Source organism: Hymenobacter yonginensis, assembly GCF_027625995.1.
In the GTDB taxonomy this organism is placed as follows: domain Bacteria; phylum Bacteroidota; class Bacteroidia; order Cytophagales; family Hymenobacteraceae; genus Hymenobacter; species Hymenobacter yonginensis.
Genome location: NZ_CP115396.1, coordinates 3,955,841 through 3,981,455 on the forward strand (window position 1 = coordinate 3,955,841; position 25,615 = coordinate 3,981,455).

General features: G+C 61.1%; 22 protein-coding genes. 15 read left to right on the forward strand and 7 right to left on the reverse strand.

The window, feature by feature from the left end:
- Positions 1 to 131: 131 nt before the first annotated feature.
- Complete coding sequence (locus O9Z63_RS17090; protein WP_270126577.1) at positions 132 to 1,544, reverse strand: hypothetical protein; 1,413 nt, start codon at positions 1,542 to 1,544, stop codon at positions 132 to 134.
- Positions 1,545 to 1,798: 254 nt separating this feature from the next.
- Here O9Z63_RS17090 and rbfA point away from each other — a divergent pair, with 254 nt between their 5' ends.
- The 4 genes from rbfA (at position 1,799) to O9Z63_RS17110 (ending at position 7,671) form a co-directional block, all read left to right on the forward strand.
- Complete coding sequence (gene rbfA, locus O9Z63_RS17095; RefSeq protein ID WP_270126578.1) at positions 1,799 to 2,236, forward strand: 30S ribosome-binding factor RbfA; 438 nt, start codon at positions 1,799 to 1,801, stop codon at positions 2,234 to 2,236.
- Positions 2,237 to 2,349: 113 nt separating this feature from the next.
- On the forward strand, positions 2,350 to 3,159 hold the full coding sequence (locus O9Z63_RS17100) for a class I SAM-dependent methyltransferase (RefSeq protein WP_270126579.1): 810 nt from the start codon (positions 2,350 to 2,352) through the stop codon (positions 3,157 to 3,159).
- Positions 3,160 to 3,304: 145 nt separating this feature from the next.
- Entirely contained in the window at positions 3,305 to 4,534 is a 1,230-nt protein-coding gene (locus O9Z63_RS17105; RefSeq protein WP_270126580.1) for an ABC transporter permease, read from the forward strand.
- Between the two features lie 248 nt (positions 4,535 to 4,782).
- Complete coding sequence (locus O9Z63_RS17110) at positions 4,783 to 7,671, forward strand: DEAD/DEAH box helicase (protein ID WP_333490320.1); 2,889 nt, start codon at positions 4,783 to 4,785, stop codon at positions 7,669 to 7,671.
- Positions 7,672 to 7,758: 87 nt separating this feature from the next.
- On the opposite strand, the gene O9Z63_RS17115 is transcribed toward O9Z63_RS17110, so the two are convergent.
- Genes O9Z63_RS17115 through O9Z63_RS17125 form a run of 3 tightly spaced genes read right to left on the reverse strand, consistent with a single transcriptional unit; the run spans position 7,759 to position 10,034 of the window.
- Positions 7,759 to 8,757, reverse strand: a complete 999-nt coding sequence (locus tag O9Z63_RS17115) for a sensor histidine kinase (protein WP_270126583.1) — start codon at positions 8,755 to 8,757, stop codon at positions 7,759 to 7,761.
- Between the two features lie 8 nt (positions 8,758 to 8,765).
- Positions 8,766 to 9,536, reverse strand: coding sequence for a hypothetical protein (locus O9Z63_RS17120; RefSeq protein WP_270126584.1), 771 nt, complete (start codon positions 9,534 to 9,536; stop codon positions 8,766 to 8,768).
- 24 nt (positions 9,537 to 9,560) lie between these two features.
- Positions 9,561 to 10,034, reverse strand: coding sequence for a hypothetical protein (locus O9Z63_RS17125; protein WP_270126585.1), 474 nt, complete (start codon positions 10,032 to 10,034; stop codon positions 9,561 to 9,563).
- 109 nt (positions 10,035 to 10,143) lie between these two features.
- Here O9Z63_RS17125 and O9Z63_RS17130 point away from each other — a divergent pair, with 109 nt between their 5' ends.
- The 6 genes from O9Z63_RS17130 to O9Z63_RS17155 all read left to right on the forward strand — a co-directional run bounded on the left by O9Z63_RS17130 (position 10,144) and on the right by O9Z63_RS17155 (position 15,616).
- Positions 10,144 to 10,620 (forward strand): SRPBCC family protein, encoded by a 477-nt coding sequence (locus O9Z63_RS17130; protein ID WP_270126586.1) that lies wholly within the window; start codon positions 10,144 to 10,146, stop codon positions 10,618 to 10,620.
- Positions 10,621 to 10,702: 82 nt separating this feature from the next.
- Positions 10,703 to 11,257 (forward strand): hypothetical protein, encoded by a 555-nt coding sequence (locus O9Z63_RS17135; protein WP_270126587.1) that lies wholly within the window; start codon positions 10,703 to 10,705, stop codon positions 11,255 to 11,257.
- 121 nt (positions 11,258 to 11,378) lie between these two features.
- Positions 11,379 to 12,569 carry a class I SAM-dependent rRNA methyltransferase gene (locus O9Z63_RS17140; RefSeq protein ID WP_270126588.1) on the forward strand — a complete coding sequence of 397 codons (1,191 nt, stop codon included), beginning with the start codon at positions 11,379 to 11,381 and terminating at the stop codon, positions 12,567 to 12,569.
- Positions 12,570 to 12,668: 99 nt separating this feature from the next.
- Entirely contained in the window at positions 12,669 to 14,150 is a 1,482-nt protein-coding gene (crtD, locus tag O9Z63_RS17145; RefSeq protein ID WP_270126589.1) for a 1-hydroxycarotenoid 3,4-desaturase CrtD, read from the forward strand.
- A 77-nt stretch (positions 14,151 to 14,227) separates the two neighbouring features.
- Entirely contained in the window at positions 14,228 to 14,914 is a 687-nt protein-coding gene (locus tag O9Z63_RS17150; protein ID WP_270126590.1) for a carotenoid biosynthesis protein, read from the forward strand.
- An 87-nt stretch (positions 14,915 to 15,001) separates the two neighbouring features.
- The gene (locus O9Z63_RS17155) at positions 15,002 to 15,616 is read left to right on the forward strand and encodes a TetR/AcrR family transcriptional regulator (RefSeq protein WP_270126591.1); all 615 of its coding nucleotides are present in this window, start codon (positions 15,002 to 15,004) and stop codon (positions 15,614 to 15,616) included.
- A 78-nt stretch (positions 15,617 to 15,694) separates the two neighbouring features.
- Here the strand turns inward: O9Z63_RS17155 and O9Z63_RS17160 are convergent, their stop codons facing one another.
- The gene (locus tag O9Z63_RS17160; RefSeq protein ID WP_044015186.1) at positions 15,695 to 15,937 is read right to left on the reverse strand and encodes a DUF6952 family protein; all 243 of its coding nucleotides are present in this window, start codon (positions 15,935 to 15,937) and stop codon (positions 15,695 to 15,697) included.
- 11 nt (positions 15,938 to 15,948) lie between these two features.
- Positions 15,949 to 16,266, reverse strand: coding sequence for a thioredoxin family protein (locus O9Z63_RS17165; RefSeq protein ID WP_270126592.1), 318 nt, complete (start codon positions 16,264 to 16,266; stop codon positions 15,949 to 15,951).
- 302 nt (positions 16,267 to 16,568) lie between these two features.
- On the opposite strand from O9Z63_RS17165, the gene O9Z63_RS17170 reads away from it, so the two are divergent.
- On the forward strand, positions 16,569 to 17,144 hold the full coding sequence (locus tag O9Z63_RS17170) for an arylesterase (RefSeq protein ID WP_270126593.1): 576 nt from the start codon (positions 16,569 to 16,571) through the stop codon (positions 17,142 to 17,144).
- 139 nt (positions 17,145 to 17,283) lie between these two features.
- Here the strand turns inward: O9Z63_RS17170 and glgP are convergent, their stop codons facing one another.
- A complete protein-coding gene (gene glgP, locus O9Z63_RS17175; RefSeq protein WP_270126594.1) occupies positions 17,284 to 18,933 on the reverse strand; it encodes an alpha-glucan family phosphorylase in 1,650 nt (549 codons plus the stop codon).
- A 344-nt stretch (positions 18,934 to 19,277) separates the two neighbouring features.
- Between glgP and O9Z63_RS17180 the strand changes: the two genes are divergently transcribed.
- From O9Z63_RS17180 to O9Z63_RS17195, 4 genes are all read left to right on the forward strand, one after another.
- A complete protein-coding gene (locus tag O9Z63_RS17180) occupies positions 19,278 to 20,630 on the forward strand; it encodes a DNA/RNA non-specific endonuclease (RefSeq protein WP_270126596.1) in 1,353 nt (450 codons plus the stop codon).
- A gap of 289 nt (positions 20,631 to 20,919) precedes the next feature.
- A complete protein-coding gene (locus O9Z63_RS17185) occupies positions 20,920 to 22,830 on the forward strand; it encodes a glycoside hydrolase family 13 protein (protein ID WP_270126597.1) in 1,911 nt (636 codons plus the stop codon).
- Between the two features lie 89 nt (positions 22,831 to 22,919).
- A complete protein-coding gene (locus tag O9Z63_RS17190; protein ID WP_270126598.1) occupies positions 22,920 to 23,627 on the forward strand; it encodes an SDR family oxidoreductase in 708 nt (235 codons plus the stop codon).
- Between the two features lie 300 nt (positions 23,628 to 23,927).
- A complete protein-coding gene (locus O9Z63_RS17195) occupies positions 23,928 to 25,607 on the forward strand; it encodes an alpha-amylase family glycosyl hydrolase (RefSeq protein WP_270129283.1) in 1,680 nt (559 codons plus the stop codon).
- The last annotated feature ends 8 nt before the right edge of the window (positions 25,608 to 25,615 follow it).

A 25,615-nucleotide genomic window follows, 5' to 3' on the forward strand; every position in this document is an offset into this window, starting at 1 on the left:
TCTTTGCGCGACACAACCCTAAGCGAAAAGCCCTCCGACGTTAGGTTACTAACCTACTGCCGGAGGGCTTTGCTACGAGAAAAATGTCTGCCACGAGAGGAAGGATTGCTTCTCTCTGCTCGCAATGACAGCTACTTCAACCGATACACGCGCTGGGTGGCGGTGGGCTGGTAGCGGCCGAACACGGCGGGTATCTTGTATTGCAGCTCCTCCAGGCGGTTGGTTTGGTCGATGAGGACCGTGGGCGGGGCGGGCGCCAGGTTGCGCGAGAGCCGGTAGACGGCCGCGTACTGGCTGAGGTGGCCGAAATCGGCCTGGGCGAGGCGCCAGTCGAGGTAGGGTGAGGCGGGCTGGTTGTTGATGTAGGGGCGCAGATCGGGCCCCAGCACCAGCAGGCGCTGCCCGCTCAGCTGCGCGTAGGCCGGGTGCAGCTGCATGGCATACGTGCTTTCCGACGGGAAGCGCAGGGCTACATCGAGGCCGGCCAGCGTGCGGTAGCGCACGGCCACCACGCCGCCCAGAACCACCAGAAACAGCACGTCCACGACCCAGGCACGGGGCGCTTTCTGCCACAGAAACAAGCTGAAATACGTGACGGGCGGCAGCACCAGCACCAGCGTGCCCGGCGCTGTGCCGCGCCCGGCGGCCACCATCAAGGCCGCCACCAGCAGCCACACCAGCATCAGCTGCTGAAACTTGATCTGAAACACCAGCCCCAATGACGTGGTGAACGAGCGGGCCAGTGCCAGCAGTAGCACCGCCCCCGGCAGCACCAGCAGCTTCCACTGCAGCGCCAGCGGCAGGCCGTCGGCGCCCAGCACCAGCCCGCTCAGCGTGGGCGTCAGGTGGTACTGCCGGAACTCGGGCAGGGCATCGTTGTAGAGCAGAAAGGTGGCCACCACCGCGTACGGAAAACCAAAGCCGCAGAGCAGCAGCAGAAAGCTCCGGAACGAGTTGGCGGCGAAGATGATAACGGCAAACAGGCCCACCAGCAGAAACAGCGCCAGCGGCAGGTAGCACAGCGCCGCCACGCCCACCAAGAAGCCCGCCCGGAACAGCCGGCGGTTGTCGTAGCCTTCCCGCGAGGTGGGCAGCAAGGCACTCAATGCCAGCATGATGAACGTCTGTCCCAGCAGCAGCGGCGACAGCACGTCGAGGTCGGTCGTGACGCTGGCCAGCACCATGTACACCAGCGCCGCCACGTAGCCGCGCTCCGGGTGCACATCGGCCCGGTTGAGCACGAAGCTCAGGCGCAGGGCCTGGGTCAGGAGCAGGGCCAGAGCCAGAATCCGGTACAGCCAGAGCGGGCGCGAGGCCACTACGTCGAGCAAACCGAACAGGGCCGCCGCCAGCGGAGCCGTGGCGTCGTACAGGTCGCGGTAGGGCAGGGCGCCGTCGTGCAGCCGCTCGCCCACCAGCAGGGCCCGCAGCTCTACGGCCGACAGCGGAATGCCCCACCAGAGCAGCGGCAGTCGCACGGCCAGTACCAGCAGCAGCAGCGCCAGCAAACGGGAAGGCAACGGGCTTTTAAAGAATTGAAGCAAGGGGGTGACAGGTTACAGGTGACAGGGTGATGAAGTGAATGGTGATGGGGTGAATGGTGATGAAGTAATGAGGGAATGAGGGGACAGGTGACGGGAGGCGGGAGACAGAAGGGGGTACAGGATTCAAATGTACTGTCATCCTCACCTACACCATCACTCACCTCATCCCCTCATCACCATTCACCCCATCACTTCATCACCATTCACGCCATCACCTATTCCCTGCCCCCAAGTTCCTATCTTTGCTTATTCATATGGAAAGCAAACGACAACAGAAAGTATCCAGCCTGCTCCAGCAGGAATTGGCCGCCGTATTTCAGCGCGACCTGCCGCACCTGTTTCCGGGCCTGGCACCGGGCATCAGCACCGTGCGCGTTTCGCCCGACCTGGGCGTGGCCCGCGTGTACCTGAGCCAGCTGCTGGCCCGCGAGGGTAGCGGCGAGGCCACCCTGGAGCTGGTGCGCGAAAACCAGAAAATCGTGCGCCAGGCCCTGGCCAAGCGCATCCGCCAGCAGCTGCGCATCGTGCCCGATCTGGTGTTCTTCCTCGACGACTCGGCCGCCTACGCCGCCAAGATGGACCAGGTGCTGGGTACGCTCAACATCCCGGCCCCCGAGCCCGAAACCGACGACCAGCCCGACACCGCCGTCCCCAAGCGCCCCAAGCTGTTCGCCGACGACGATGACGAGTAACTGAGTAATGGAGTAGCTGAGCAGGATGTTTTGATAATGAACGTCTTACTCAGTTACTCGTCTTACTCAGTTACTCGTCTTACTCAGTTACTCCGCTACTCAGTTACTCTCTCTTGCATTACGACCCGATCAAACGCTCCCTGGGCGAGGTATTCAACCGCACCCCGCTGCTGCGCCGCCTGTTCTATCATCTGCTGGATCTGCTGCTGCTGCGCACCTGGCACGTGCACCGCGAGCTGCGGGAGTGGGCCCGAGGCCGCACCGGCGAGGCCCTGAACATCCTCGACGCCGGTTCCGGCTACGGCCAGTACACCTACTGGCTGACCGGCCAGAGCAAGAAGTGGCAGGTGCTGGCCGTGGACGTGAAAGACGAGCAGGTAGCCGATTCCAACCGCTTCTTCCGCGAAATCGGGCGCCCCAACGCCCAGTTTGCCGTGCAGGACCTCGTGCTGTACCAGGAGCCCAACACTTTCGACCTGGCTTTGTCGGTGGACGTGATGGAGCACATTCTGGAAGACGTGGAAGTGTTCCGCAACATCCACGCCTCCCTCAAAGATGGCGGCATGCTGCTCATTTCCACCCCCTCCGACCAAGGCGGCTCCGACGTACACTCCGACGGCGAAACCAGCTTCATCGAGGAGCACGTGCGCGACGGCTACAACATCCACGAGATTCAGCAGAAGCTGCGCACCGCCGGCTTCGAGCGGATTGAGGCCCGCTACAGCTATGGCGAGCCAGGCCAGATTTCGTGGCGCCTGAGCATGAAATACCCCATCTTGATGCTGGGCCAGTCCAAGCTGTTTTTCCTGCTGCTGCCGTTCTACTACCTCGTCACGTTCCCGTTCTGCCTGCTGCTGAACTGGCTGGACGCCCGCACCCAGCACGACTCCGGCACCGGCCTGATTGTGAAAGCCTGGAAGTAGGGCTATTTTAGCTGCCACCTTTTTAGCCTAGGCGGCGTATCTTGCCCCATTGCTTACCCAGTAACCCCAACAAACAGCAGCGGGCCGGGAAAATTATCCGACCGCCCTCCGGGCCCGCGCTGCCGTTTCACCTCCCACGCCCCGCATGGACGTTCCGTTGCTCATTGCCCGGCGTTACTTTTTCTCGAAGAAGAAGCGCAACATCATCAGCATCATTTCCAACATCTCCATGATTGGCGTGGCGGTGGGCACAATGGCGCTGATTATCGTGCTGTCAGTATTCAACGGCCTCGAAGACCTAGTGCGCACGCTCTACGGCAAGTCGGACCCCGACCTGGTGGTGACGGCCGTGCAGGGCAAGTCGTTTACCGTGTCGGAGCCGCTGCTGGAAGGGGTGCGCCGCATTCGGGGCGTGGGGCTGCTTACGGAGGTGATTGAGGACAACGCCCTGCTGCAGTACCACGACCGCCAGATGGTGGTGAAGATGAAGGGCGTGTCGGAAAACTACTACACCCAGAGCCGCATCGACTCCTCGATTGTGGAAGGCGACCACCGCCTGCGCCGCAATGGCGAGCCCTACGCCCTGCTGGGGGCCGGCGTGCAGCACGAGCTCAGCATTGCCCTCAACAACCGCTTCGCCCCGCTCCACCTGCTCTACCCGCGCAACACGGGCAAGAAAACGCTTTCTATGAACCCCGAAAGTGCCTTCACCGAAAAGAGCATCACGGCGGGCGGCGTGTTCCTGATTGAGCAGCACATCGACGACAGCTATGTGTTCGTGCCGCTGGAATTTGCCGAGGAGCTGCTGCACTACGGCCCGCGCCGCACCGCCCTGGAGGTCAACGTGGGCGACGAGCACGACATTCAGAAGGTCAAGGAGCTCATCAAGAAGTACCTCGGCCCCAAATTCAAAGTCCTCGACTCCGACGAGCAGCACGTGAGCTTGCTCAAGGCCATCAAGGTGGAGAAGATGTTCGTCTTCATCACCTTCGCCTTCATTCTACTAATTGCCTCGCTCAACATCTTCTTCTCCCTGTCGATGCTCGTCATCGACAAGCGCAAGGACGTGGCGATTCTGCTGGCCATGGGCGCCACGCCGCGCCACATCCGGCGCATCTTCCTGCTTGAGGGCGCCATCGTGGCCTTGGTGGGCGCCGTGACGGGCCTGTTCCTGGGCATCACCATCTGCTGGGTGCAGCAGACGTTCCACGTCGTGAGTATGGGCATGGCCACCAGCGTGGTCGATTCGTACCCGGTTAAAATGCAGTTTTCTGACATTGCTCTCACCGGCCTGGCCATCGTGGTTATCACTATTGCCGTTTCCATTCGGCCCGCCCTTAACGCGGCGCGCCTGGATGTACGCGAAAACCTGTAACCTTCTGCCAACCCTTGCAGTAGTTCGTCTACCCAGAAGGTTCTTCCGGGAGCTATTCCTGTACCCTTCGTCTTTGAAATATAATTATATATAGAATATATTTTACTTTTTGGCAAATAATATAGTATTTAGCATTTGTCCTTACATTCAACGCTGCATTTTAGCTGCTGTTTATCCTCATGAAGGTTTCTACTGCTCTACCTTTTCAGATTGTTTACTCGCTGCTTGAGCACGAATATTTAGGCTATTTGTTTGAATCTTATGTTGTTCAGCGCAACGCGAAGGGTCAGCTGACCCTACAGCACCAGACAGTTTCGGCCAAGAATGCGCCCGAGTTTGCCGATGGCCTGGACGCCACCGACTTCGAGCTGGTGGCCCTCACCGACCAGATCCAGCAGGACGCCGTCATCAAGGAGTTCTGGCCCAAAAAAACCACGCCCGCTGACTTCTTCCTGAAGGTGTACGACCCCGAGAAAGGCGACAAAGCCCTGCAGGATGTTATCTGCCAGCACGTGCAGGAACGCATGGGCCAGATTCTGGAGCGCCTGCCCGGCAAGTGTGTGTTTATCATGGGCAAGGACGGCGAGCCAACGTGGCGCGAAATTGGGCTGGCCCCGGAGGCGGCGTCGGTGCTGTTCCACTTCCGGCGCAACGAAGACAACACGCACTACTTCCCTACCATCCAGTACCAAAATCAGCGGCTCGATTTTCAGTACAAAAACGCTGTTATCGTGTCGGAGCAGCCGGCCTGGCTGCTGGTAGACGATGTGCTCTACCACTTCCGCAACGAGGTGGATGGCAAGAAAATCAAGCCCTTCCTCAACAAGAAGTTCATCGTCATTCCGCGACAGGTGGAGGAAAGCTATTTCCTGCGCTTCGTGGCGCCGCTCGTCGAGTCGTTCGACGTGCACGCCCGCGGCTTTGATATCCGGTCGGAGCGCTACGTGGCGCGGCCGCAGCTCACGTTTTCGGATGCGCCCACGGCTAAAGTGGTAGAGGAGGTGCGCCCCACGGCCCGCCGCGCCGCCACCGAAACTGGCGGCACCAGCGTGGCCACCGCCCTTTCCGACCATATCCACTTCGACCTGTCGTTCCGCTACGGCGACCATACCGTGCACAACAGCTACGACAAGCGGGTGTGCGTGAAGCTGGAAAAGCAGCAGGACAACTACATTTTCCACCGCCTCGTGCGCAACCTCGACCGGGAGCAGGAAATCATCCGGGAGCTGGCCGACCGCGCCCTGGAAGTGCGCAACGGCCGCGCCGTGCTGGAAAAGGCCACTGCCTTCCGCTGGCTGCACCACCACGCCGACGAGCTGGCCCGCCTGGGCTTCACGGTGCAGCAAGGCAGCACTTCCGGCAAAGACTACTTCATTGGGGCGGTGAGCGTGGAAGTGGGCATCACGGAAGCCAACGACTGGTTTGATGTGCGCGGCACCGTGCGCTTCGGCGAGTTTGAAATTCCTTTCATCAAGCTGCGCACCTACATTCTGCAGCGCCGCCACGAGTTCCGGCTACCCAACGGCCAGATTGCCATCATCCCGGAGGAGTGGTTTACGCAGTACCTGGAGTTGTTTGCCTTCGCCGAGGAGCACGCCCAGAACCTGACGCTGCGCAAGCACCACCTGGCGCTGGTATCGGACCTGCAGAACGGCAACCTGGCCACCGTGGTCATCAGCCGCAAGCTGGAGAAGCTGCGCGGCTTTGAGGCCGTGGAAGACCAGCCCATGCCGGTGGGCTTCCAGGGCGAGCTGCGCCCCTACCAGAAGGCCGGCTACAACTGGCTGCACTTCGTGAAAGACTACCATTTCGGCGGCTGCCTGGCCGACGATATGGGTTTGGGCAAAACTATTCAGACGCTGGCGCTGCTGCTGCACCGCAAGGAAAGCGGCGAAGCGGGCGGGGCGGCGTCGTTGCTAGCCATGCCTACTTCACTGGTATACAACTGGTTGAGTGAGGCCCAGAAGTTTACGCCGGCGCTGCGCCTGCTGGTGTACACAGGCACCTACCGCGACAAAAACGTAGACCAGTTTGCCGACTATGATGTGGTGCTCACCAGCTATGGCATCGTGCGCTTGGATGCTGAGCTGCTCAAGACCTACAAGTTCGACTACGTGATTCTGGACGAGTCGCAGGCCATCAAAAACCCCGGCTCTACCACCTCGCACGCCGTGCGCGGGCTGCACTCGCGCCACCGCCTGATTCTGACCGGCACGCCGGTGGAAAACAGCACCATGGATTTGTGGTCGCAGATGTCGTTCATCAACCCGGGTTTGCTGGGCACCCAGACGTTTTTCCGCAAGGAATTCCTCAAGCCCATTGAGAAAGGCAAGGACGAAGGCCGCACGCGCAAGCTCCACGCCTTGATCAAGCCGTTTATCCTGCGCCGCCACAAGGCGCAGGTAGCCAAGGAGCTGCCCGAAAAAATCGAGAACCTGAGCTACTGCCCTATGACCGAGGAGCAGCAGCACTGCTACGAGGAAACCAAGAGCTACTACCGCAACAAGATTCTGCAGAATATTGAGGAGCACGGCACGGCCAGCACCCAGTTTATGCTGCTGCAGGGCCTCACCAAGCTGCGCCAGATTGCCAACCATCCCCGCATGGCCGACGAGGAGTATGCGCACGAGTCGGGCAAGCTGCGCGAGATTGTGCGCATGATCAAGAGCGTGGTTTCGGAAGGCCACAAAGTCTTGGTTTTCAGCCAGTTTGTCAAGCACCTGGATATTGTGCGGGCCTCGCTCGATGAGCGCGACATCGAATACGCCTACCTCGACGGCAACACCCGCGACCGGCACAAAGTGGTGACCCGCTTCCAGGAAACCGAGGAGCTGCGGGTGTTTCTGATCAGCCTGAAAGCCGGCGGCGTGGGCCTCAACCTGACGGCTGCCGACTACGTGTTCATCCTCGACCCATGGTGGAACCCGGCCGTGGAGGCTCAGGCCGTAGACCGGGCCCACCGCATCGGGCAGCAGCGCACGGTGTTCACCTATAAGTTCATCACCCAGAACACGGTGGAAGAGAAGATCCTAGCTCTGCAGCACAAGAAAATCCAGCTCGTCACGGACCTAATTACCACCGACGAAGCCATCATCAAGAGCCTCACCAAAGAGGACATTGAGGAGTTGCTGGGGTAGGGACCGACTAAGCGGCCAGGGTATTGTTTCCCATAAAATAGGCCTTTCCTACTCGTGCCTATTATGGCTTCGGCTGTAGGCAAGCCGCTATGCCGGCAGCCGCATGATAAACTCAGTGTAGGCGCCCTCTTGCGTCTGGCAGAGCAACTGCCCGCCGTGCCCCTGCGTCACGATATCGTAGCTAATGGACAGCCCCAGGCCCGACCCTTCGCCGGTGGGTTTGGTGGTGAAGAACGGCTGAAATATTTTGTCCAGCACGTCTGCCGCAATGCCTGGTCCGTTGTCGCGCACGCGCAGCTCCACCTGACCGGAGCGGCACTGCGTCGTGACCTGCAGTAGCGGTTTATAGCCGGGCTCCTGGGCTTGCTGGCGCTTGCGCAGGGCATATAGCGCATTGTTGAACAGGTTCAGCAGCACCCGCCCAATATCCTGCGGCGCCACGCTGACCAGGCCCATATCGGGCGCGAAATGCGTTTCGATAGTGACGTTGAACGCTTTGTCTTTGGCGCGCATGCCCTGGTAAGCCAGCCGCAGAAACTGGTCGGTGAGGGCATTGAGGTTGGTGGGCTGCCGCTCACTGGCCGAGGTGCGCGCGTGCAGCAGCATCCCCTGCACAATGCCGCCGGCCCGCTGCCCGTGCTGCGTGATGCGCTGCAAGTTGTCTTCCAGGTTCTGCAGCAACTCGGCGGCCGGCGCCATAGTGGTGGCGGGCAGCTGGTGCAGCACTTCTTCCTTCAGCTCCTGCACCAGCTCCACACTCACCTCTGAGAAATTGAGCACGAAGTTGAGGGGGTTCTGAATCTCATGCGCCACACCCGCCGTCAGCTCGCCCAGCGAAGCCAGCTTTTCGCTCTGAATCAGCTGGCGCTGCGTGGCCTGCAGATGATCCAACGACTGCTGCAAATCGGCGGTGCGCTGCTGCACCTGCTGCTCCAGCAACTCGTTCTGCTGCTCCAGCAGCAGATGCTTCTCGCGTTCCTGCTGCAACCTGCGGCGCTGCTCCCGCACCAGAATACCGATAATGCCGCCTACCAGCAACAGCAGCACCGGACCAATCAGCAGGAAGGGCAGCAGCGCGTCGGGCATAGCGAGAATCAGGAATAAATCCCCGGCAATATATTGTTTCCCAGTAATTTATACGACCGTTGCCGCCAGCGGCTGTAATGCAGCCAGTAGGGGAGGGCCTGCCTGGGGTTGATGCTCAACGGAAAGAAGCTGAACATCCAGGCCAGCAGCCCCATGTGCACGGCGTACAGCAGGGCATCGGGGGCGCTGATGAGCGTGTCGAGACGAATGTTGGTGGCCTTGTCGTAGCCGGCGCTATAGATGATATTGGAAGCCACGTACGTCACAACTGAGTAGGAGGAGTACACCAGCACGGCGATGCTGAAGAAGAATTCTGGTTGCTGCTCCAACAGCTGCGCGTTTCGGCTGAGTTGCAGAATATGCAGCAACGACAGCGTAATGAGGATGGTACTGCCGCAGGCCTGCGAATAGCTGTTGATATCGATAAACAGCTTATTGAGAAAAAGCGCGTCGGCCACTGCCACCAGCATAAACACGCCAATTGCCGGGGGCAGCAGTTTCTTTACTGCCCCCAAATCAATCAGCCGGTAATACACCCGGGACAGCAACAAAACAGTCACTATCGTGGAGAGGTGGAAAAGGTAAACGTTGTTGCGAAATACACTCCTGCTGACTACATCCAGTATATAGAAAAGCGACTTTGCGCCGACGTAGTAATACACCAGACGGTACAGCGGCGGCAGGTTCACCCGCCGCAGGTAGCCAGATATGAATGGCAGCAGTGGTGCGGCTTCCAGCACTCGGTTGGTCAGGTGGAGTGTGTCGGCCCAAGTGGTCATCAATCGTCTGACTATCGGTCGATACTATTTTCCTTTGTATAAAAAGCTTGATACATCGCAATTATCAGGACACTTCATAGTTGTCTGTCCTATGATATATTGTTCATCTATGTTTTTATCATTTTTATAGGTTCCTGTCAAATCAACACCTTCGCTATTAACGGAAACGACTAACAATGTCATTTCATCGTCTTTGGCATTTGCTAAATAAAAATTAAGTCCAACACAATCTTTTTGATTTTTCATTATATCCAAGAATCTATTGGTGAAATAATAACTCCTACCTCCCTTCTCTTTTGCTTGATTGACTATAAAATTATTGTTTGTATGCCTCTTGGCCCACTTATAGGCATCTTCTTTATTTACAACTGGCTCACCTCCCAAATTTGGATTTATAGGATCTGTCTTCAGCTTCCCGTCCGTGGAGAGATTGTCACATGAAGAAGACAAGATACAGCATGCGCTGAAAACTATTGAACTGAGAGTGCTGTACTTCATGTGTTCAGGTGCTAGGTAGCCCACGTTGGATCGTCGCTACAGTGAAAATCTAAACTTTTATATTATAATATTAATAAAATATATACATAAAACAAAATTTTACCCACCCATGCACCTCTACCTCCGCACTCACGTAGCCGCGCCACCCGCCCAAGTGTGGCAGGGCTTCACCCGCGACCTGTTTCTGGCCCTGGCGCCGCCATTTCCGCCGTTCCGGCTGCTGCGCTTCGATGGCTGCCACCGCGGCGACGAGGTGCACATCGAGCTGGGGGCCGGGCCCGCGCGCTTCCGCTGGAACTCGCTCATCACCGACCACGGCACCACCCCCGATGGCACCTACTACTTTGTGGATGAGGGCCGCAAGCTGCCCCCGCCGCTGCGCTACTGGCAGCACCGCCACCTGATGCAGCCCGCTCCGGGAGGCGGCACTTACATTGTGGAAGATCTGGAATACACCAGTGGCAATGGCCTGCTGGACCGGCTGCTGTGGCCGGCTATGTGGGCGCAGTTTGCGTGGCGGCGGCCCATTTATCGGCGCTGGTTTGGCAAGCCCGCCAAGGTGACGGCCGCACTGCCAGCGGGTTGAGGCAGCGCGCAGGCCGCCGCTCCCGTATACGGCCCGGGTTCCCGGCGCACCTAGCGTCGGAGCCGGCTTTCTCCTCTCCTCTATGCGCACCACTACTTCTGCCACCCCGGGCTGTTTGCGGCCGTTTTTTCGTTTGCTAAGCGCGCTGCTGGTGCTGGGCGCTACGGCCAGCTGCAGCAGCAGTCAGTCGGCTTTCCGGTTTCGGCCCGCGTCTTCCGAACGGGTGCCCGCGTCCGTAGCGGTTGTTTCCGCAGAGCCGGAAGCGGCGGTGCTGCCATCTGAAACGCCCGTTGCCGCGCAGGCCCCGAAGCCGCCAACGCGCGCAACTGCCACCGCCCGGCCCCGGCTGCGGCGTTTGGCGCAGCCGGTAGCGGCGTGGGCGCACGTGCCGGCCGCTTCGGCGGCCCAGGCAGCTCCCAAGGCTCGCGCAGCAGCGGCAAAGGCCAGGGTCCGGCGGGCGTTTGCGCCACAACGGCCCGCCGAGGTAGGGCTGGGCACTACGGTGCTGGGCGTGCTGGGCCTGATTGTCTTGCCGCTTTCCTTGCTGGGCCTACTGATCTGGGGTGGCCCCGTGTGGCTGGTGCTGGCCGGGCTATCGGCGCTGGCCGTGCTGATTGCCTACCTCGACCCGTTCTAACATTGTCCGGATTGCTCATTGGCGAGGGATATATCGGGTAGGGCAGGGGCAAAATCCGGAGCAGGTCCATCATCCTCGGCGGGTTAGGCTACCTTTGCAGTCCAATTCACTTCATTGCTCTATGACTGCTGCCATCGTCACCCTCAAACCCGGAAAAGACCAATCCCTGCGCCGCCGCCACCCGTGGGTGTTTTCGGGCGCTATTGGCCGCATGCAGGGTGAAGTGACCGAGGGCGAAGTAGTGACAGTGCAGGCCTCCAACGGCGAGGTGCTGGGCGTGGGCCACTACGCTCCCGGCTCCATTGCCGTGCGCATGCTCGATTTTGGCACCGAAGCCCAGCTGCCGGATGCGGCCTTCTGGGAAGCCCGCCTGCGCAATGCCTACCAGCTGCGCCAGGGCCTGGGCCTGACCGGCTCCGGCAACACCGACGTGTACCGCCTCACCCACGCCGAAGGCGACGGCCTGCCCGGCCTTATCATTGATGTGTACGGCGACACGGCCGTGGTGCAGGCGCACAGCGCGGGCATGTATAAGGCCCGCCCGCTTATCGCCGAGGCCCTGCAGGCCGTAATTCCGGGTTTGCGTGCCATCTACGACAAGAGCGCCGAAACCGTGCCCGCCAAAGCCGCGCCCGGTGCCCAGAACGGCTACCTGTTTGGCAGCAGCAGCGGGCAGGAGCACGTGGTGCACGAAAACGGCCAGCCGTTCGCCGTGGACTGGGAAACTGGCCAGAAAACCGGCTTCTTCATCGACCAGCGCGACAACCGCAGCCTGCTGGCCCGCTACGCGCCCGGCCGCCGCGTGCTCAACACGTTCTGCTACACCGGCGGCTTCAGCTCCTACGCGCTGCAGGCCGGCGCCGAGCTGGTGCACTCCGTGGACAGCTCCAAGCGCGCCATCGAGCTGACGGAGCGCAACGCGGCTCTCACTGGCCTCGAAAGCAAGCACGCCGCCTACGCCGAGGACGTGTTCAGCTTCATGAAAAACAGCCAGGAAGAATACGACCTCATCGTGCTCGACCCGCCGGCCTTTGCCAAGCACCTTTCAGCCCGCCACAACGCCCTGATGGGCTACAAGCGCCTGAACGCGGCCGGCATCCGGCAGATTGCGCCTGGGGGCCTGCTGTTCACGTTCAGCTGCTCGCAGGTGGTGAGCCCCGAGCTGTTTGAGGGTGCCGTGCTGGCCGCTGCCATTGAGGCTGGCCGCCCGGCCCGCATCCTGCACCGCCTCACCCAGCCCGCCGACCATCCCGTGAGCCTGTTCCATCCGGAAGGCGCTTACCTGAAAGGTTTGGTGCTGGCTGTGGAATAACCCGGCCAAGAGCCAAACGCTCAATCAACCCGTTTTTCACGGCGGCCCGCACAAAGGCGGCTCCTTTTTGTTGTATTGCCCGTGAATCAACAAGAATCTTTGGTACCTAAACCTTCCGCCGCCATCATCGGGGCCGGCATTGGCGGCATTGCTACGGCCGTGCGGCTGGCCGTGGCCGGGCACCGTGTCACGGTATTCGAGGCGCAGGAAAGCTTCGGGGGTAAGATGCACCAACTGGAGCTGCCCGGCGGCTACCGCTTCGACGGCGGCCCGTCGCTGTTTACGCTGCCCGAGCTGGTGGATGAGCTGTTTGCGCTGGCCGGCCGCAACCCCCAGGACTACTTCCGCTACCAGCGCCTCGACCCCATCACGCAGTACTTCTTCGCCGACGGCACCCGCCTCACGGCCTGGGCCGACGAAAAGAAGTTTGCCGACGAAGTACAGGCCAAGCTGGGCGTGCCGGCCGCCGAGGTGCTGGCGTTTCTGCGCCGCAGCGGCCAGGCCTATGATGGCACAACGGGCACGTTTCTGCAGAAGTCGCTGCACAAAGCCGCCACCTACCTCAGCTCCGAAACGCTGAAGGCCGTGGGCGTGCTGCCGCAGCTGGGGCTGCTCAGCACCATGCACCAGCGCCACGTCGCCGCCTTCCCCGACGACCCGCGCCTGGTGCAGCTCTTCGACCGGTTTGCCACCTATAACGGCTCCGACCCCTACCAGGCCCCGGCCACGCTCAGTTTGATTCCGCACCTGGAGCACGGCCGGGGCGCTTTCTACCCCGAAGGCGGCATCTACGCCATTGCACAGAGCCTCGTGCGGCTGGCCGAGGAGCTGGGCGTGGAGTTCCGCTACCAGGAGCCCGTACTGGAAATCCTGACGGAAGCGGGCCGCGCAACGGGCGTGCGCACCGCCCATGGCACATACCCATCGGGATTGATAATCAGCAATATGGACGTGGTGCCGACCTACCGGCGCCTACTGCCTACGCTGCCGGCTCCTGAGCGGACGCTTAGCCAACCCCGCTCCTCGTCGGCCCTGATTTTCTACTGGGGCATTGGCCGGCGCTTCCCGGAGCTGGGCGTGCACAACATCTTCTTCTCCCAGGATTACAAAGCGGAGTTTGAGGCCATCTTTCAGCACCAGACCATTGCCGACGACCCTACGGTGTACGTAAACATCACGAGCGGGCACACGCCCACCGACGCGCCGGCGGGCCACGAAAACTGGTTTGTGATGGTGAACGTACCCCACGACCAGGGCCAGGACTGGCCGGCCCTGATAGCGCGCACCCGCGCCGCTGTGCTTGCCCGCGTAAGCACCGCCCTTGGTACCGATGTGGGCGCCCTCATCCGGGCCGAGCAGGTGTGGGATCCGCCCGGAATTGCCGCCCGTACGTCATCGTTTGGCGGGGCCCTCTACGGCAGCTCCAGCAACAATCTGCTGGCGGCATTTCTGCGGCACCCCAACTTCTCGCGGAAGCTGGAAGGACTGTACTTTTGTGGCGGCTCGGTACACCCGGGCGGCGGAATTCCGCTGTGCCTGCTTTCCGCCCGCATTGTCTCTGAACTAATTAGCAACGAATAATTGGCAAGCTGCAGCAGCACGACCTGCTCGGCAGCAATCCACCGTGTTGTTCCTTGCTACTTACTACCTGCTCATAAATGCCCGAATCCATTCAACAACTACCGGCGGAGGCGCTTGCGCAACGTGCCCTGGCGCAGCAGCGCCGCCTGCGCTGGGCCCAAGGCATCCTGCTGCTGTTTCACGTCACGGGCTTTCTGGGGCTGGGCTTTTCGCAGGACCCGGCCTTCTTTCTGCAGTTCGTGCCGCTCAACCTGCTGCTCACGCTGGGCTTGCTGCTGGCGTTTCAGCCGGAGCGCAGTGCCACGTTCTGGTGGTTTTGCCTGGTGGCCATGGCCGTAGGCTTTGGTGTGGAAGTGGCCGGCATCCGGACCGGGCTGCTGTTTGGGTTCTATGAATACGGCAGCACGCTGGGCCTGAAGTGGCTGGGCGTGCCGCTCATCATCGGGGCCAACTGGCTGATGCTCACGTATACCGCCGGCATTCTGGCGCGCTACCTGCCTATTCCTGATTTTTTGCGAGCCCTAGTGGCCACGCTGCTGATGGTGGGCCTCGACGCCTGCCTGGAGCCCGTAGCCGTTCGGTTCGACTTCTGGCAGTGGCGCTTCGATGTGATTCCGCTGCAGAACTTCAAGGGCTGGTTTGCCGTCTCGCTCATCCTGCAGGTGTTTTTCAACCGCACGCAATTCGAGAAGCGCAATCCGCTGGCGGCGTTCGTGTACATGCTGCAACTGCTTTTCTTTTTCGGATTGGGGCTCCTGCACTAAAAATATTGGCACTTCGGAATACTTTTTGTTGGGCTATTCTTCGTTCTAGCCTAAATTCCGTTTTCCGCCTTTTATTCCCCATTCCCTATGGAGCAAGTTGTACTCCATCAACTACTTGATAAGGCTAACCTGTTACTGCGCGATATGGGCGTGCGGCTACTGCACGAAGAGCAGCTGGCTGTAGCCCTGGACCTGACGCCGGCCATGTTCCGCACTATTTTCGGCAACAAGGCCGAGTTTATGCTGCAGGTAACGCGCCACAACCTGGCCCGGCAGCGCCGCGAGCACGAGGAACTATTCGCCAACCTGGCCACCCCCGTAGAGTGCCTGCTGGGCATGCTGCACCACAGCCTGCACGAGTTGCGCCAGTCCCACCACGACTACCACGTGGTGCGCGAGCAGTTTCCGCTGGTCTGGGACGCCATCCAGGAATACACCCGCGAATATGCCTTTCCGCTGCTTACGCGCCTGCTGCAGGAGGGCGTGCAGGAAGGACAGTTCCGCGCCGCCCTCGACGCACCTTTCATTGCCCGCATCATCCTGGCGCAGTTCAGCTTGGTGCTGAACGAGCAGTTTTTCCCGCCCGACCAGGTAAACCTCGGCGAAGTGTACCGCAACATCTTCTTTCCCTACGTGCGCGGCCTCTGCACCGAAGAAGGCATGCGCCTAACGGCCCCGCACTTCGCCCGCATGTGGCAATAGCCCGCCGGGTACGGCCATAAAAAAAGGAGGACAGGCATAGCCAGTCCTCCTTTTTTTATAATACAGGTTTGCAGCAGCTTAGCTAATAGAAACCCGGACTTTCTTGGTGTATTCGCGCAGGGCGTCCTTGAACTCGGAGCCGTGGTCCTGCATGTGGTTGCGGATGAAGATGGCGGCAAACACGTGGGTCAGCTGTTCACCTTCGTCCTCGCCTTCCACCTCGAAAGCGGGCGTCTGCTCTTCCAGCAGGGCCTCTTCGGCGGCTACCAGGGCCTCCAGCGTCTGCGTTTCCACGAGGCGCTTGATGACGGGCATTTTCATGGCGGCAGCGGCTAGTTGAGGCGCGAAATGAGAGCGGCTACGGCTTCTTCTTTGCTGGCGGCTACGGTATCCAGCAGCTCGCCATTGCGGAATACGGCAAAGAACGGCAGGTTCGTAACGCTGGCCAGTTTGCGGGCTTCGGGGCTGGTTTCGGCATTCACATCCAGAAACTTGATGCCCTGCTCCTGCATGGCTTCGGCCATACGCTTGAACTTGGGCGAAAACAGGCGGCAGTTGCCGCACCAGTCGGCGTAGTATTTCACTACTACTTTATCGTTCGTTTCGAGGAGGGTCTGGAAATCAGCGTCGGTTGCTTTCGTAACGGGCATTGCAAAGAGGTTGATGGACAAAATATTGTCGGCAGATAAGAACAGTTCTTATCTGCCGACAAAGGTAAAGCCCAAATTTTCGAAAAAGGTTTGCCAGGGCCTGATTTAGCGGCCGGACTACGCATGGGCCCGGCAACTCTAGCAGGCCTATCGGCAGTATAGCAGGCAGAGCATCGGCTTTGATGCCCGCTTAGTTTGCTCTTATGCGCATCCTCCTGCTTGTTTTTTGCCTGGTGCTGGCCGCCTGCGGTGCTCCTGACTCCGCCGGCCGCCCCGTTGCGCCTCCCACGCCCCCTCCCCGTATGCAAAACGTCATTTTCTTCGGCAACAGCCTCACGGCCGGCTATCAGCTGCCCGCCAGCGCCGCTTTCCCCACGCTGCTGCAGCAGCGCATCGACTCACTCAGCCTGCCTTACAAAGCCTTCAACTACGGTGTGAGCGGCGAAACCACCGCCGGCGGTCGGCTGCGCGTGGCCAGCGTGCTGGAGCGCCAGCCCGTGGATGTATTCGTGCTAGAGCTGGGCGCCAACGACGGCCTGCGCGGCATTCCGGTGCGCGAAACCACCCAGAACCTGCAGGACATCATCGACCAGGTGCGGCGCCGGTACCCGGAGGCGCGTATTGTGCTGGTGGGCCTGGAGTTTCCGTTTGATCTGGGGCCGTTGGGCGGGCACCGCATGGCCCGCTACGCGCAGGAGTTCAAGGCACTGTTCCGGGAGCTGGCCGAAAAGAATAGCCTGCCGTTCGTGCCATTCCTGCTGCAGGGCGTCATCGGGCAGCGCGCCCTCAACCTGCCCGACGGCGTGCACCCCAACGCCGCCGGCCAGAAGATTCTGGCCGACAACGTGTGGGCGGTGCTGAGTGGGGTGCTGAAGTAGCCCCGGAAAAGCAGAGCGTCATGCAGAGGCGCCGCCGAAGCATCTCGCCAGTGTGGTAACCTCTTTGATTACCACACTGGCGAGATACTTCGGCGGCGCCTCTGCATGACGCTCTATTTCAAGACCTAAGCCCTATACGCTACGCTTTGTACAGCTTCTGGTAGTACTCCGTAGCCATGCGGCCCGACTCGAACTCGGGCTCCACTTCGCGCATGGCAGCTTTGGCCACGGCCAGGTACTTGGCGGGCTCGTTGTAGTAGAGCGGCACGATGTCGTTTTCCAGCACGTCCAGCAGGCTGCTGGCTTCGGTGGCGTCCTTCACGTGGTCGGGCTGGTGGATGTCGGTGTGAGGAATGATGAAGCCGTTTTCGCCGTGGCGCACGAACTCCGGAATCCAGCCGTCGGCGATGCTGAGGCTGAGGCTGCCGTTCATGGCGGCGGTCATGCCGCTGGTGCCGCTGGCCTCCCGCGGGAAGCGCGGGGTGTTCAGCCACACATCAGAGCCGCGCTTGAGGTAGCCGGACAGGGCCAGCTCGTAGCCGGTGAGCACGGCGCAGGTTTTCAGGTGCTTGGTTTTCTGGATGATGTCGTTGAAGAGGCCGATGGCGCCGTAGTCCTTGGGGTAGGGCTTGCCGGCCCACAGCACCTGCACTGGCCGGTCGGTGTTGTTCACCAGGGCCTGGAACCGCTCGAAATCGTGCAGAATCAGGTCGGCGCGCTTGTAGCCGGCAAAGCGGCGGGCCCACACCACGGTCAGCACCTCGGGGTCGAGGAGGGTGCCGGTCTGGTCGGCCACGAGGTCGAAGAGCTGCTTCTTGAGCTTACGCTTGCGGGCGAGCAGGGCCTGGTCGTCGTTGGCTTCCAGGGCTTCGTGCAGCTGCTGGTCGCGCCAGTAGCGGCCGTTCTGCGAGTTGGTGATGGGAATGATGGGGCAGATGCCCTTGTTGGCGCCCCACATCTGGTTGGCCACGGTGCCGTGCACCTTGCTTACGGCGTTGGCTTTGCGCGAGAAGCGCAGGGCCGTGAGCGTGTAGTTGAGCATCTCATGCTCCACGCCCGCCACGCGGCGAATTTCGTCGGCGGGCACCGAGCCGAAGAAGGTCATGTCGGTGAGCAGCTTCATGGGGTGCTCCTCGTTGCCGGCCAGTTCGGGCGTGTGCGTTGTGAACACCAGGCGCTTCTGCACTTCTTCCAGCTTGCGGCCGTGCTTTTCGTAGAGGTAGAACGCCAGCGGCAGGCCGTGGCCCTCGTTGAGGTGGTACACGTCCATCTTCACGCCCAGCAAATCGAGCAGCTTGCCGCCGCCCACACCCAGCAGGATGCTCTGCGCCACGCGGGCCGCCGTGTCGGCGTCGTAGAGGTGGTGCGAGATGGTGCGCGAGATATAGTCGTTTTCGGGAATGTCGGTGGTCAGGAAGAACATCGGGGCCGTGCCGAACGTGTCGGGGGCCAGGTACATGGCCTTCACCTGCACGGCCGCGCCGTGGATGGTGATGGGGAAGATCAGGCCGGTGTCCTGCAGAAACGAGTAGTCTTTGTGGCGGAAGTCGCAGCGCATGGTCTGGTCTTCGTTGCGGCCCTGGTCGTAGTAGCCGAAGCTCCAGAGGATGCCGATGCCAATCAGGTTCTGCTTGAGCTCGTAGGCCGAGCGCATGTGCGAGCCGGCCAGGAAGCCCAGGCCGCCGGAGTAGGTTTTGAGGGCCTGATCCAGGGCAAATTCCATGGAAAAGTACGCCGCCTGGGTGCTGAACTCGGGAGCGGGCGTGTAGGGGTTGAACTCGAAAGCCATAAAGGGAAGGTCAGAAAACAGAAGATGCCGCGTAGTCAGGCGGGCGCGGCGGATTCAAATATCGGATTTTCCGCGGGCTGCGCCACCAATGCGGGCTCAGAAGGCAAAAGCGGCCGCAAACTGGTCAACGCAGCATTAGCCGTAGGGCATTTTCGGGCGCAGTGGGTCCCGGTATCGGGCTCCGCCGTCGCCGCCGGCCTGCCCCACGCCGGGCGGCAGATTACGACCTCATTCGATGGTGGTTAACTTAACGCAAGCTTAACAGTTGGGGCCGTCATACCGGGCGATGGAGAGGGTAGCTTTGCGTTCTTTTTCGCTCTTTCCAACCATCTCCAACCAACCGCATGAAATTTCACTTTGCCTGGGCAGCCGCGCTGCTGCTCACAGCCTCCTGCGCCAAGCAGGACCTGAGCCCCGCCACGCCGGCCGCCACCGCCACCAGCACTGCCGACGTGAGCAGCGCCGGCTTCCCGGAAGGCTTCAACACCGGCACCAAAACCGCCTACACCACCGGCTCCGTCACGCTCGGCTCGGGCTCCTGGACCCTCAACGACGCCCTGCTGGGCAACACCACCGCCGACCGTAAAACCGGGGCGCAGTCGGTGCGGGTGCGCAACGTGGGCTCCCTCACCATGAACTTCAACGCCACCACCGGCGCGGGCGTGGTTACGGTGCAGCACGCCGTGTACGGCACCGACGCCGCCTCGCAGTGGGAGCTGTGGGTGAGCCAGAACAGCGGCAGCAGCTACGCCAAAGTGGGCAGCACCATCACCAGCAGCAGCACCGCCCTGAGCACAGCCTCGTTTACGGTGAACCTGAGCGGCAACGTGCGCCTGCAGATCCGCAAAACCAGCGGCGGCACCAACCGCATCAACTTCGACAACGTGACGGTGGAGCAGTACAGCGGAACCACGCCGCCGCCACCACCGCCCGTGGCTGGCGACAACCAGCACCTGACCATGGGCAACCCCAGCGGGGCTGCGGCCGACGTCAGCATGCCCACCAACTACCTACTCAATAAGCCGCAGTATGCGCTGAGCTACCACCGCGACCGGGGTATTCCTAACTGGGTCAGCTGGCACTTGGATACCAGCTGGCGCGGCTCCGCCGCCCGCCAAGATGACTTCCGGGCCGACAACACCCTGCCCGCCGGCTGGTACCAAGTGCAGGCTACCAGCTACAGTGGTTCCGGCTTCGACCGTGGCCACAACTGCCCCTCCGCGGACCGCACCAACACCGTGGCCAACAACTCGGCCACGTTCCTGATGACCAACATGATTCCCCAGTCGCCCAACAACAACCAAATTACCTGGGCAGCGCTGGAAAACTACTCCCGCACGCTCATGGACCAGGGTAACGAGCTCTACATCATCATGGGCGCCTACGGCCGCGGCGGCACTGGCTCGGCCGGCTACTTCGAAACCATCGACCAGGGCCGCATCCAGGTACCGGCCCGCGTGTGGAAGGTTCTCGTGGTGCTGCCTGTCGGCAGCACCGATGTGAGCCGCGTGTCGGCTGCTACCCGCATCATCGCCATCGACACGCCCAATCAGCAGGGGCTGACCAGCAACTGGGGTCAGTATCGCACCAGCGTCGACGCCATTGAGGCTGCCACCGGCCTCGACCTACTTTCCGCTTTGCCCGCCAGCGTGCAGCAGGTGGTGGAAGCCCAGGTCGACAACGGCCCGACCAACTAAGGTGCCCTGGCCCACCTGCGAGCCACGCCCGCCTGCACCTGAACGCCTCGCTGTGGCTGGCCAAGTTGCAGTAGTCCGCTAACGCCGGCGGCGTCCCGCCCCCTTTTTCCGAAGCCCCGCTGCCTGGTTTGCAGGCGGCGGGGCTTTTTCGTTGGCGGGGTGCCGGGCCGGCCCGCCGAAACCACAAAAACCAGTCAACAGGACACCATTTCCGCGCAGTTCAGCATTATCTTCTCCGGGTGTTCCGGCCGTAACTTGGCGGCCTTTCCGATCAATTCCCCCAGTGCTCATGATTTCTTCCCGCTTTCTGCCCTTGCTGGCTGGCGTGCTGCTGGCTACGGCGCCTGCCGCCACCGCCCTGGCTGCCCCGGCCCCGGCCGTTACCGAAGCTGCCGCCCCGGCCGCCAAAACCGCCGCCATCCAGCGCATAGACCCCACCTTCTGGTGGGTGGGCATGAAAAACCCCAAGCTGCAGTTGCTGGTCCACGGCCCCGGCATTGCCGGCAGCACCGCTACACTCAAAGCCTACGAGGGCGTGACGCTGGACGGCGTGCAGAAGCTGGAGAGCCCCAACTACCTGCTCATCAACCTCACCATCAGCCCCACGGCCAAGCCCGGCAAGCTGCAGCTGGAGTTTCAGGGCGCCAAGAAAACCACCTTCGCCTACGAGCTGAAGCAGCGCACCACGCCCGGCGACAAGCAGAAGGTGCAGGGCCTCACGCAGCAGGATTTCATCTACTTCCTGATGCCCGACCGGTTCTCGAACGGCGACCCGAAAAATGACTTCATTAAGGACATGCGCGCCCCCAAAGTGGCCCGCGACTCGATGTACGCCCGCCACGGCGGCGACCTGAAGGGCATCGAAAACCACTTCGACTACTTCAAGAGCCTGGGCGTGACGGCCCTGTGGATGACGCCGGTGGTGGAAAACGACATGCCCAAGGCCAGCTACCACGGCTACGCCCTCACCGACTACTACAACACCGACCGCCGCTACGGCACCCTAGAAGAGTACAAGCAGTTTGTGGACCGGGCCCACCAGAACGGCCTGAAAGTGGTGCACGACGTGGTGCTCAACCACATGGGCAGTAAGAACTACCTGTTCCTGGACCAGCCCGCCAAGGACTGGTTCAACCAGTGGCCCAACTTCACGCGCAGCAACTACAACTCGCAGGCTCTCAACGACCCCTACGGCTCCCAGCTGGATGGCAAGCTGTACAACAAAGGCTGGTTCGACACCACCATGCCCGACGTGAACCAGTCCAACCCACTAGTAGCTACCTACCTGATTCAGAACTTTTTGTGGTGGGTGGAATACACCGGCCTCGACGCCTACCGCATCGATACCTACCCGTATTCTGACCCCAAGTTTTTGATGCAGTGGGGCCAGGCCCTGAACGACGAGTTTCCGAACCTGTTCAAGTTTGGCGAGGCCTGGGTGGGCAGCACGGCCCAGCAGGCCTTCTTCGCCCGCAACATCTTCCAGCCGGTCGATGGCTTCAAGTCCAACCTGGAATCGGTGTTCGATTTCCAGTCGCAGAACGCCATTCACGAGGCGTTGCGGGGCGACCAGCCCAACCTGAACCGGGTGTACGAAGCTTTGCAGGGCGACTGGATGTACGAGGACGCCACCCGCAACGTCACCTTCCTCGACAACCACGACATGAGTCGCTTCTACTCGGTGATTGGGGAGGACTTCAACAAGTACAAGCTGGGCGTGGCCTGGCTGCTCACCACCCGCGGCATTCCGCAGCTCTATTACGGCACCGAGGTGCTGATGAAGAACTTCTCCAACCCCGACGGCAAGGTGCGCGAGGACTTCCCCGGCGGCTTCAGCGGCGACAAAATGAACTACTTCACGGCGGCCGGCCGCACGGGCCAGGCGGGTGAGGCGTTCAACTACCTCAGCAAGCTGAGCCTCTACCGCCAGGCCCACCCGGTGCTGGCTACTGGCAAGCTCATGCAGTTCATCCCGCAGGACGGCGTGTACACCTACTTCCGCTACAACGACCAAGGCGAGGCGGTAATGATCCTGCTCAACGGCAACAAAGACGAGAAAACCGTGGACGGCGCGCGGTTCGTGGAGCGCACCGGCGGCTTCTCGTCGGGCACGGAAATCACCACCGGCGCTTCTGTTTCGGACCTCAAGAGCTTTAAGGTGCCGGGCCGCACGGCTTGGGTGGTGGAGCTGAAAAAGTAAGATCTGTGAGGAGCAGCCGGAACCACGGCCGCTCCTTGCTATTTATTACCACCAACGGGTAGTATCTTCATCTTCAACCAGATAAAGCCATGACCGACCTAACCGACCAAGTAGCCATTGTATCCGGCGCGAGCCGCGGCATTGGCAAAGCCATAGCCCTGCTGCTGGCCATGCAGGGCGCCAAAGTAGTATGCGTGGCCCGCTCCGCCGAGGAGCTGGAGGAAGTAGCCCACAAAACCCAGGGCCTCGCCGTGCCCGCCGACGTGTCGGACGCCGACGACGCCCAGCACGTGGTAGACCAAGCGCTGCGCCACTTCGGCCGCCTCGATATCTTGGTCTGCAACGCCGGCGTGGGCTCGTTTGGGCTGCTGGAGCACTTCGATGCCGCCGAGTGGGACCGGATTTTCGACGTGAACGTGAAGGGCACCTTCCTACTGTGCAAGGCCGCCGTGCCTCACTTCAAGTCGCGCCACCGGGGCCACATCGTGGGCATTACGTCCGACGTGGCCCGGCGCACTTTCGAGAACGGCACGGCCTACGGGGCCAGCAAGTTCGCGCAGGATGCCGTGCTGGCCAGTTTGCGCAAGGAAGTCCGCTCGCACGGCATCAAGGTCAGCACCATCTTCCCCGGCCTCGTCGATACCTACTTCAACGACTCGGTCCCGGGCGGCCCCGACGCCGAGAAAACCCACCTCAAGCCCTCTGACGTGGCCCAGGCCGTGCGCTATGTGCTCGAAGCCCCGGCCCACGTGGTCATCGACGAGCTGATGATTCACCCGCTCACGCAGGAATGGTAGGATGGGCTTTAAGAACGTCATGCCGGGCGCAGCGAAGCATCTTGCCCGAGTAGTAATCTAGGCTATACCAGCGAGATGCTTCGCGCCGCCCGGCATGACGTTCTTAATTACCCAATCACCTATCTTACGCGGTATATGAAGAAAATCCTTCTCCCGGCTGCGGCAGCTGCATTTGCTTTGGCTGCTTTCACTCTTCCTTTCTCGCCTGATTCCACTTCCGTGTCTGACTCCGTTTCCCTGGCGGACCCCAACACTACCGATGAGGTACCCCAGGACAATAAAATCGTCATCTATCAGTTGATGACGCGCCTGTTCGGCAACAAGACTGCCCTCAACAAACCCTACGGCACGGCCCAGGAGAATGGCGTGGGCAAGTTCAACGACATCACCGACAAGGCGCTCCAGGAAATCAAGAAGATGGGCGTGAGCCACGTCTGGTACACCGGCGTGATTGAGCACGCCACCATGACCGACTTCACCAAGGCCGGCGGCCCCGGCCCCGACGATGCCGACGTGGTGAAGGGCCGCGCCGGCTCGCCCTACGCCATCAAAGACTACTACGATGTGGCCCCAGACCTGGCCGTGAACGTGAAAACGCGCATGCTGGAGTACGACGCCCTCATCAAGCGCACCCACGCCAACGGCCTGAAGGTGCTCATGGACTTCATCCCGAACCACGTGGCCCGCAGCTACAAGTCGGACGGTAAGCCGGTGGGCGTGGTGGACCTGGGCGCCACCGACGACAAAACCAAGGCCTTCGCGCCCAACAACAACTTCTACTACCTGCCCGGCCAGCCGCTGGTGGTGCCCAAAGCCGGCAATCCGCTGGGTGCTGCTCTGGGCCCCAAGGAAGACGGCAAGTTCCTGGAAAACCCCGCCAAAGCCACCGGCAACGACGTCTTCTCGGCCACGCCGAAGGTAGACGACTGGTACGAAACCGTGAAGCTCAACTACGGCGTGGACTACCAGAACGGCCGCAAGCTGTACCTGCAGCCCGTGCCCGACACCTGGAAGAAGATGCGCGACATCCTGATCTTCTGGGCCCAGAAAGACGTGGACGGCTTCCGCTGCGACATGGCCGAAATGGTGCCCGTGGAGTTCTGGACCTGGGTGATTCCGGAGGTGAAAAAGGTGAAGCCCGGCATCATCTTCATTGCCGAAGCCTACACGCCCAAGGAGTACAAAACCTACCTCGACAAAGGCAAATTCGACTTCCTCTACGACAAAGTGGGCCTCTACGACGGCCTGCGCCGCCTCATGACCGGCACCGGCACCACCGACGACATCACGAAGGTGTGGAGCGAGGAAAGCCGCGGCTTCTCGTCGAAAATGCTGCGCTTCCTGGAAAACCACGACGAGCAGCGCATTGCCTCCAAGGACTTCGCCACCGACCCGCGCACCGCCATTCCGGCCATGACCGTGTCGGCTACGCTGGCCTCGGGCCCGGTGATGCTCTACTCGGGGCAGGAGGTGGGCGAGCCCGCCCTAAAGTCGGAAGGCTTCTCGGGCGAGGACGGCCGCACCACCATCTTCGACTACTGGGGCGTGCCGGAGCACCAGAAATGGATGAACGGCGGCAAGTTCGACGGCGGCAAGCTCGACGACAGCCAGAAGCAGCTGCGCGACTTCTACAGCCGCCTGCTGAACCTGGCCAGCTCCAGCGAGGCCATCCGCAAAGGCAAGTTCTATGAGCTGCAGGACGCCAACAACCTGGGCAAAAACTACGACCAGAAGCACATCTACAGCTACCTGCGCTACACCGACACCCAGCGCCTGCTGATTGTGGTGAACTTCAGCCGCGACAAGACGATGACGCCAACCATTGAGATTCCGCGCGAGGTACGCCAGCGCATGGGCCTCAACCCCGACATCTTCTGCACCTACACCGACCTGCTCAACAACACGCCGCCCACCGAATTCCTCAACCTGACGATGCCCCCGCTGAGCGCCTACGTGTTCGAAATCAAGCCTAAAAAGTGATGAGGTGA

What these genes read in the sequence shown, in the direction of transcription:
- O9Z63_RS17105 (WP_270126580.1), top strand. Translation starts at nt 3,305, where the DNA reads ATGGACGTTCCGTTGCTCATTGCCCGGCGTTACTTTTTCTCGAAGAAG.
- O9Z63_RS17125 (WP_270126585.1), bottom strand. Translation starts at nt 10,034, where the DNA reads ATGAAGTACAGCACTCTCAGTTCAATAGTTTTCAGCGCATGCTGTATC.
- O9Z63_RS17185 (WP_270126597.1), top strand. Translation starts at nt 20,920, where the DNA reads ATGATTTCTTCCCGCTTTCTGCCCTTGCTGGCTGGCGTGCTGCTGGCT.
- O9Z63_RS17160 (WP_044015186.1), bottom strand. Translation starts at nt 15,937, where the DNA reads ATGAAAATGCCCGTCATCAAGCGCCTCGTGGAAACGCAGACGCTGGAG.
- O9Z63_RS17150 (WP_270126590.1), top strand. Translation starts at nt 14,228, where the DNA reads ATGCCCGAATCCATTCAACAACTACCGGCGGAGGCGCTTGCGCAACGT.
- O9Z63_RS17180 (WP_270126596.1), top strand. Translation starts at nt 19,278, where the DNA reads ATGAAATTTCACTTTGCCTGGGCAGCCGCGCTGCTGCTCACAGCCTCC.
- O9Z63_RS17130 (WP_270126586.1), top strand. Translation starts at nt 10,144, where the DNA reads ATGCACCTCTACCTCCGCACTCACGTAGCCGCGCCACCCGCCCAAGTG.
- O9Z63_RS17120 (WP_270126584.1), bottom strand. Translation starts at nt 9,536, where the DNA reads ATGACCACTTGGGCCGACACACTCCACCTGACCAACCGAGTGCTGGAA.
- O9Z63_RS17140 (WP_270126588.1), top strand. Translation starts at nt 11,379, where the DNA reads ATGACTGCTGCCATCGTCACCCTCAAACCCGGAAAAGACCAATCCCTG.
- rbfA (WP_270126578.1), top strand. Translation starts at nt 1,799, where the DNA reads ATGGAAAGCAAACGACAACAGAAAGTATCCAGCCTGCTCCAGCAGGAA.
- O9Z63_RS17155 (WP_270126591.1), top strand. Translation starts at nt 15,002, where the DNA reads ATGGAGCAAGTTGTACTCCATCAACTACTTGATAAGGCTAACCTGTTA.
- glgP (WP_270126594.1), bottom strand. Translation starts at nt 18,933, where the DNA reads ATGGCTTTCGAGTTCAACCCCTACACGCCCGCTCCCGAGTTCAGCACC.
- O9Z63_RS17135 (WP_270126587.1), top strand. Translation starts at nt 10,703, where the DNA reads ATGCGCACCACTACTTCTGCCACCCCGGGCTGTTTGCGGCCGTTTTTT.
- O9Z63_RS17195 (WP_270129283.1), top strand. Translation starts at nt 23,928, where the DNA reads ATGACGCGCCTGTTCGGCAACAAGACTGCCCTCAACAAACCCTACGGC.
- O9Z63_RS17190 (WP_270126598.1), top strand. Translation starts at nt 22,920, where the DNA reads ATGACCGACCTAACCGACCAAGTAGCCATTGTATCCGGCGCGAGCCGC.
- O9Z63_RS17170 (WP_270126593.1), top strand. Translation starts at nt 16,569, where the DNA reads ATGCAAAACGTCATTTTCTTCGGCAACAGCCTCACGGCCGGCTATCAG.
- O9Z63_RS17165 (WP_270126592.1), bottom strand. Translation starts at nt 16,266, where the DNA reads ATGCCCGTTACGAAAGCAACCGACGCTGATTTCCAGACCCTCCTCGAA.
- O9Z63_RS17115 (WP_270126583.1), bottom strand. Translation starts at nt 8,757, where the DNA reads ATGCCCGACGCGCTGCTGCCCTTCCTGCTGATTGGTCCGGTGCTGCTG.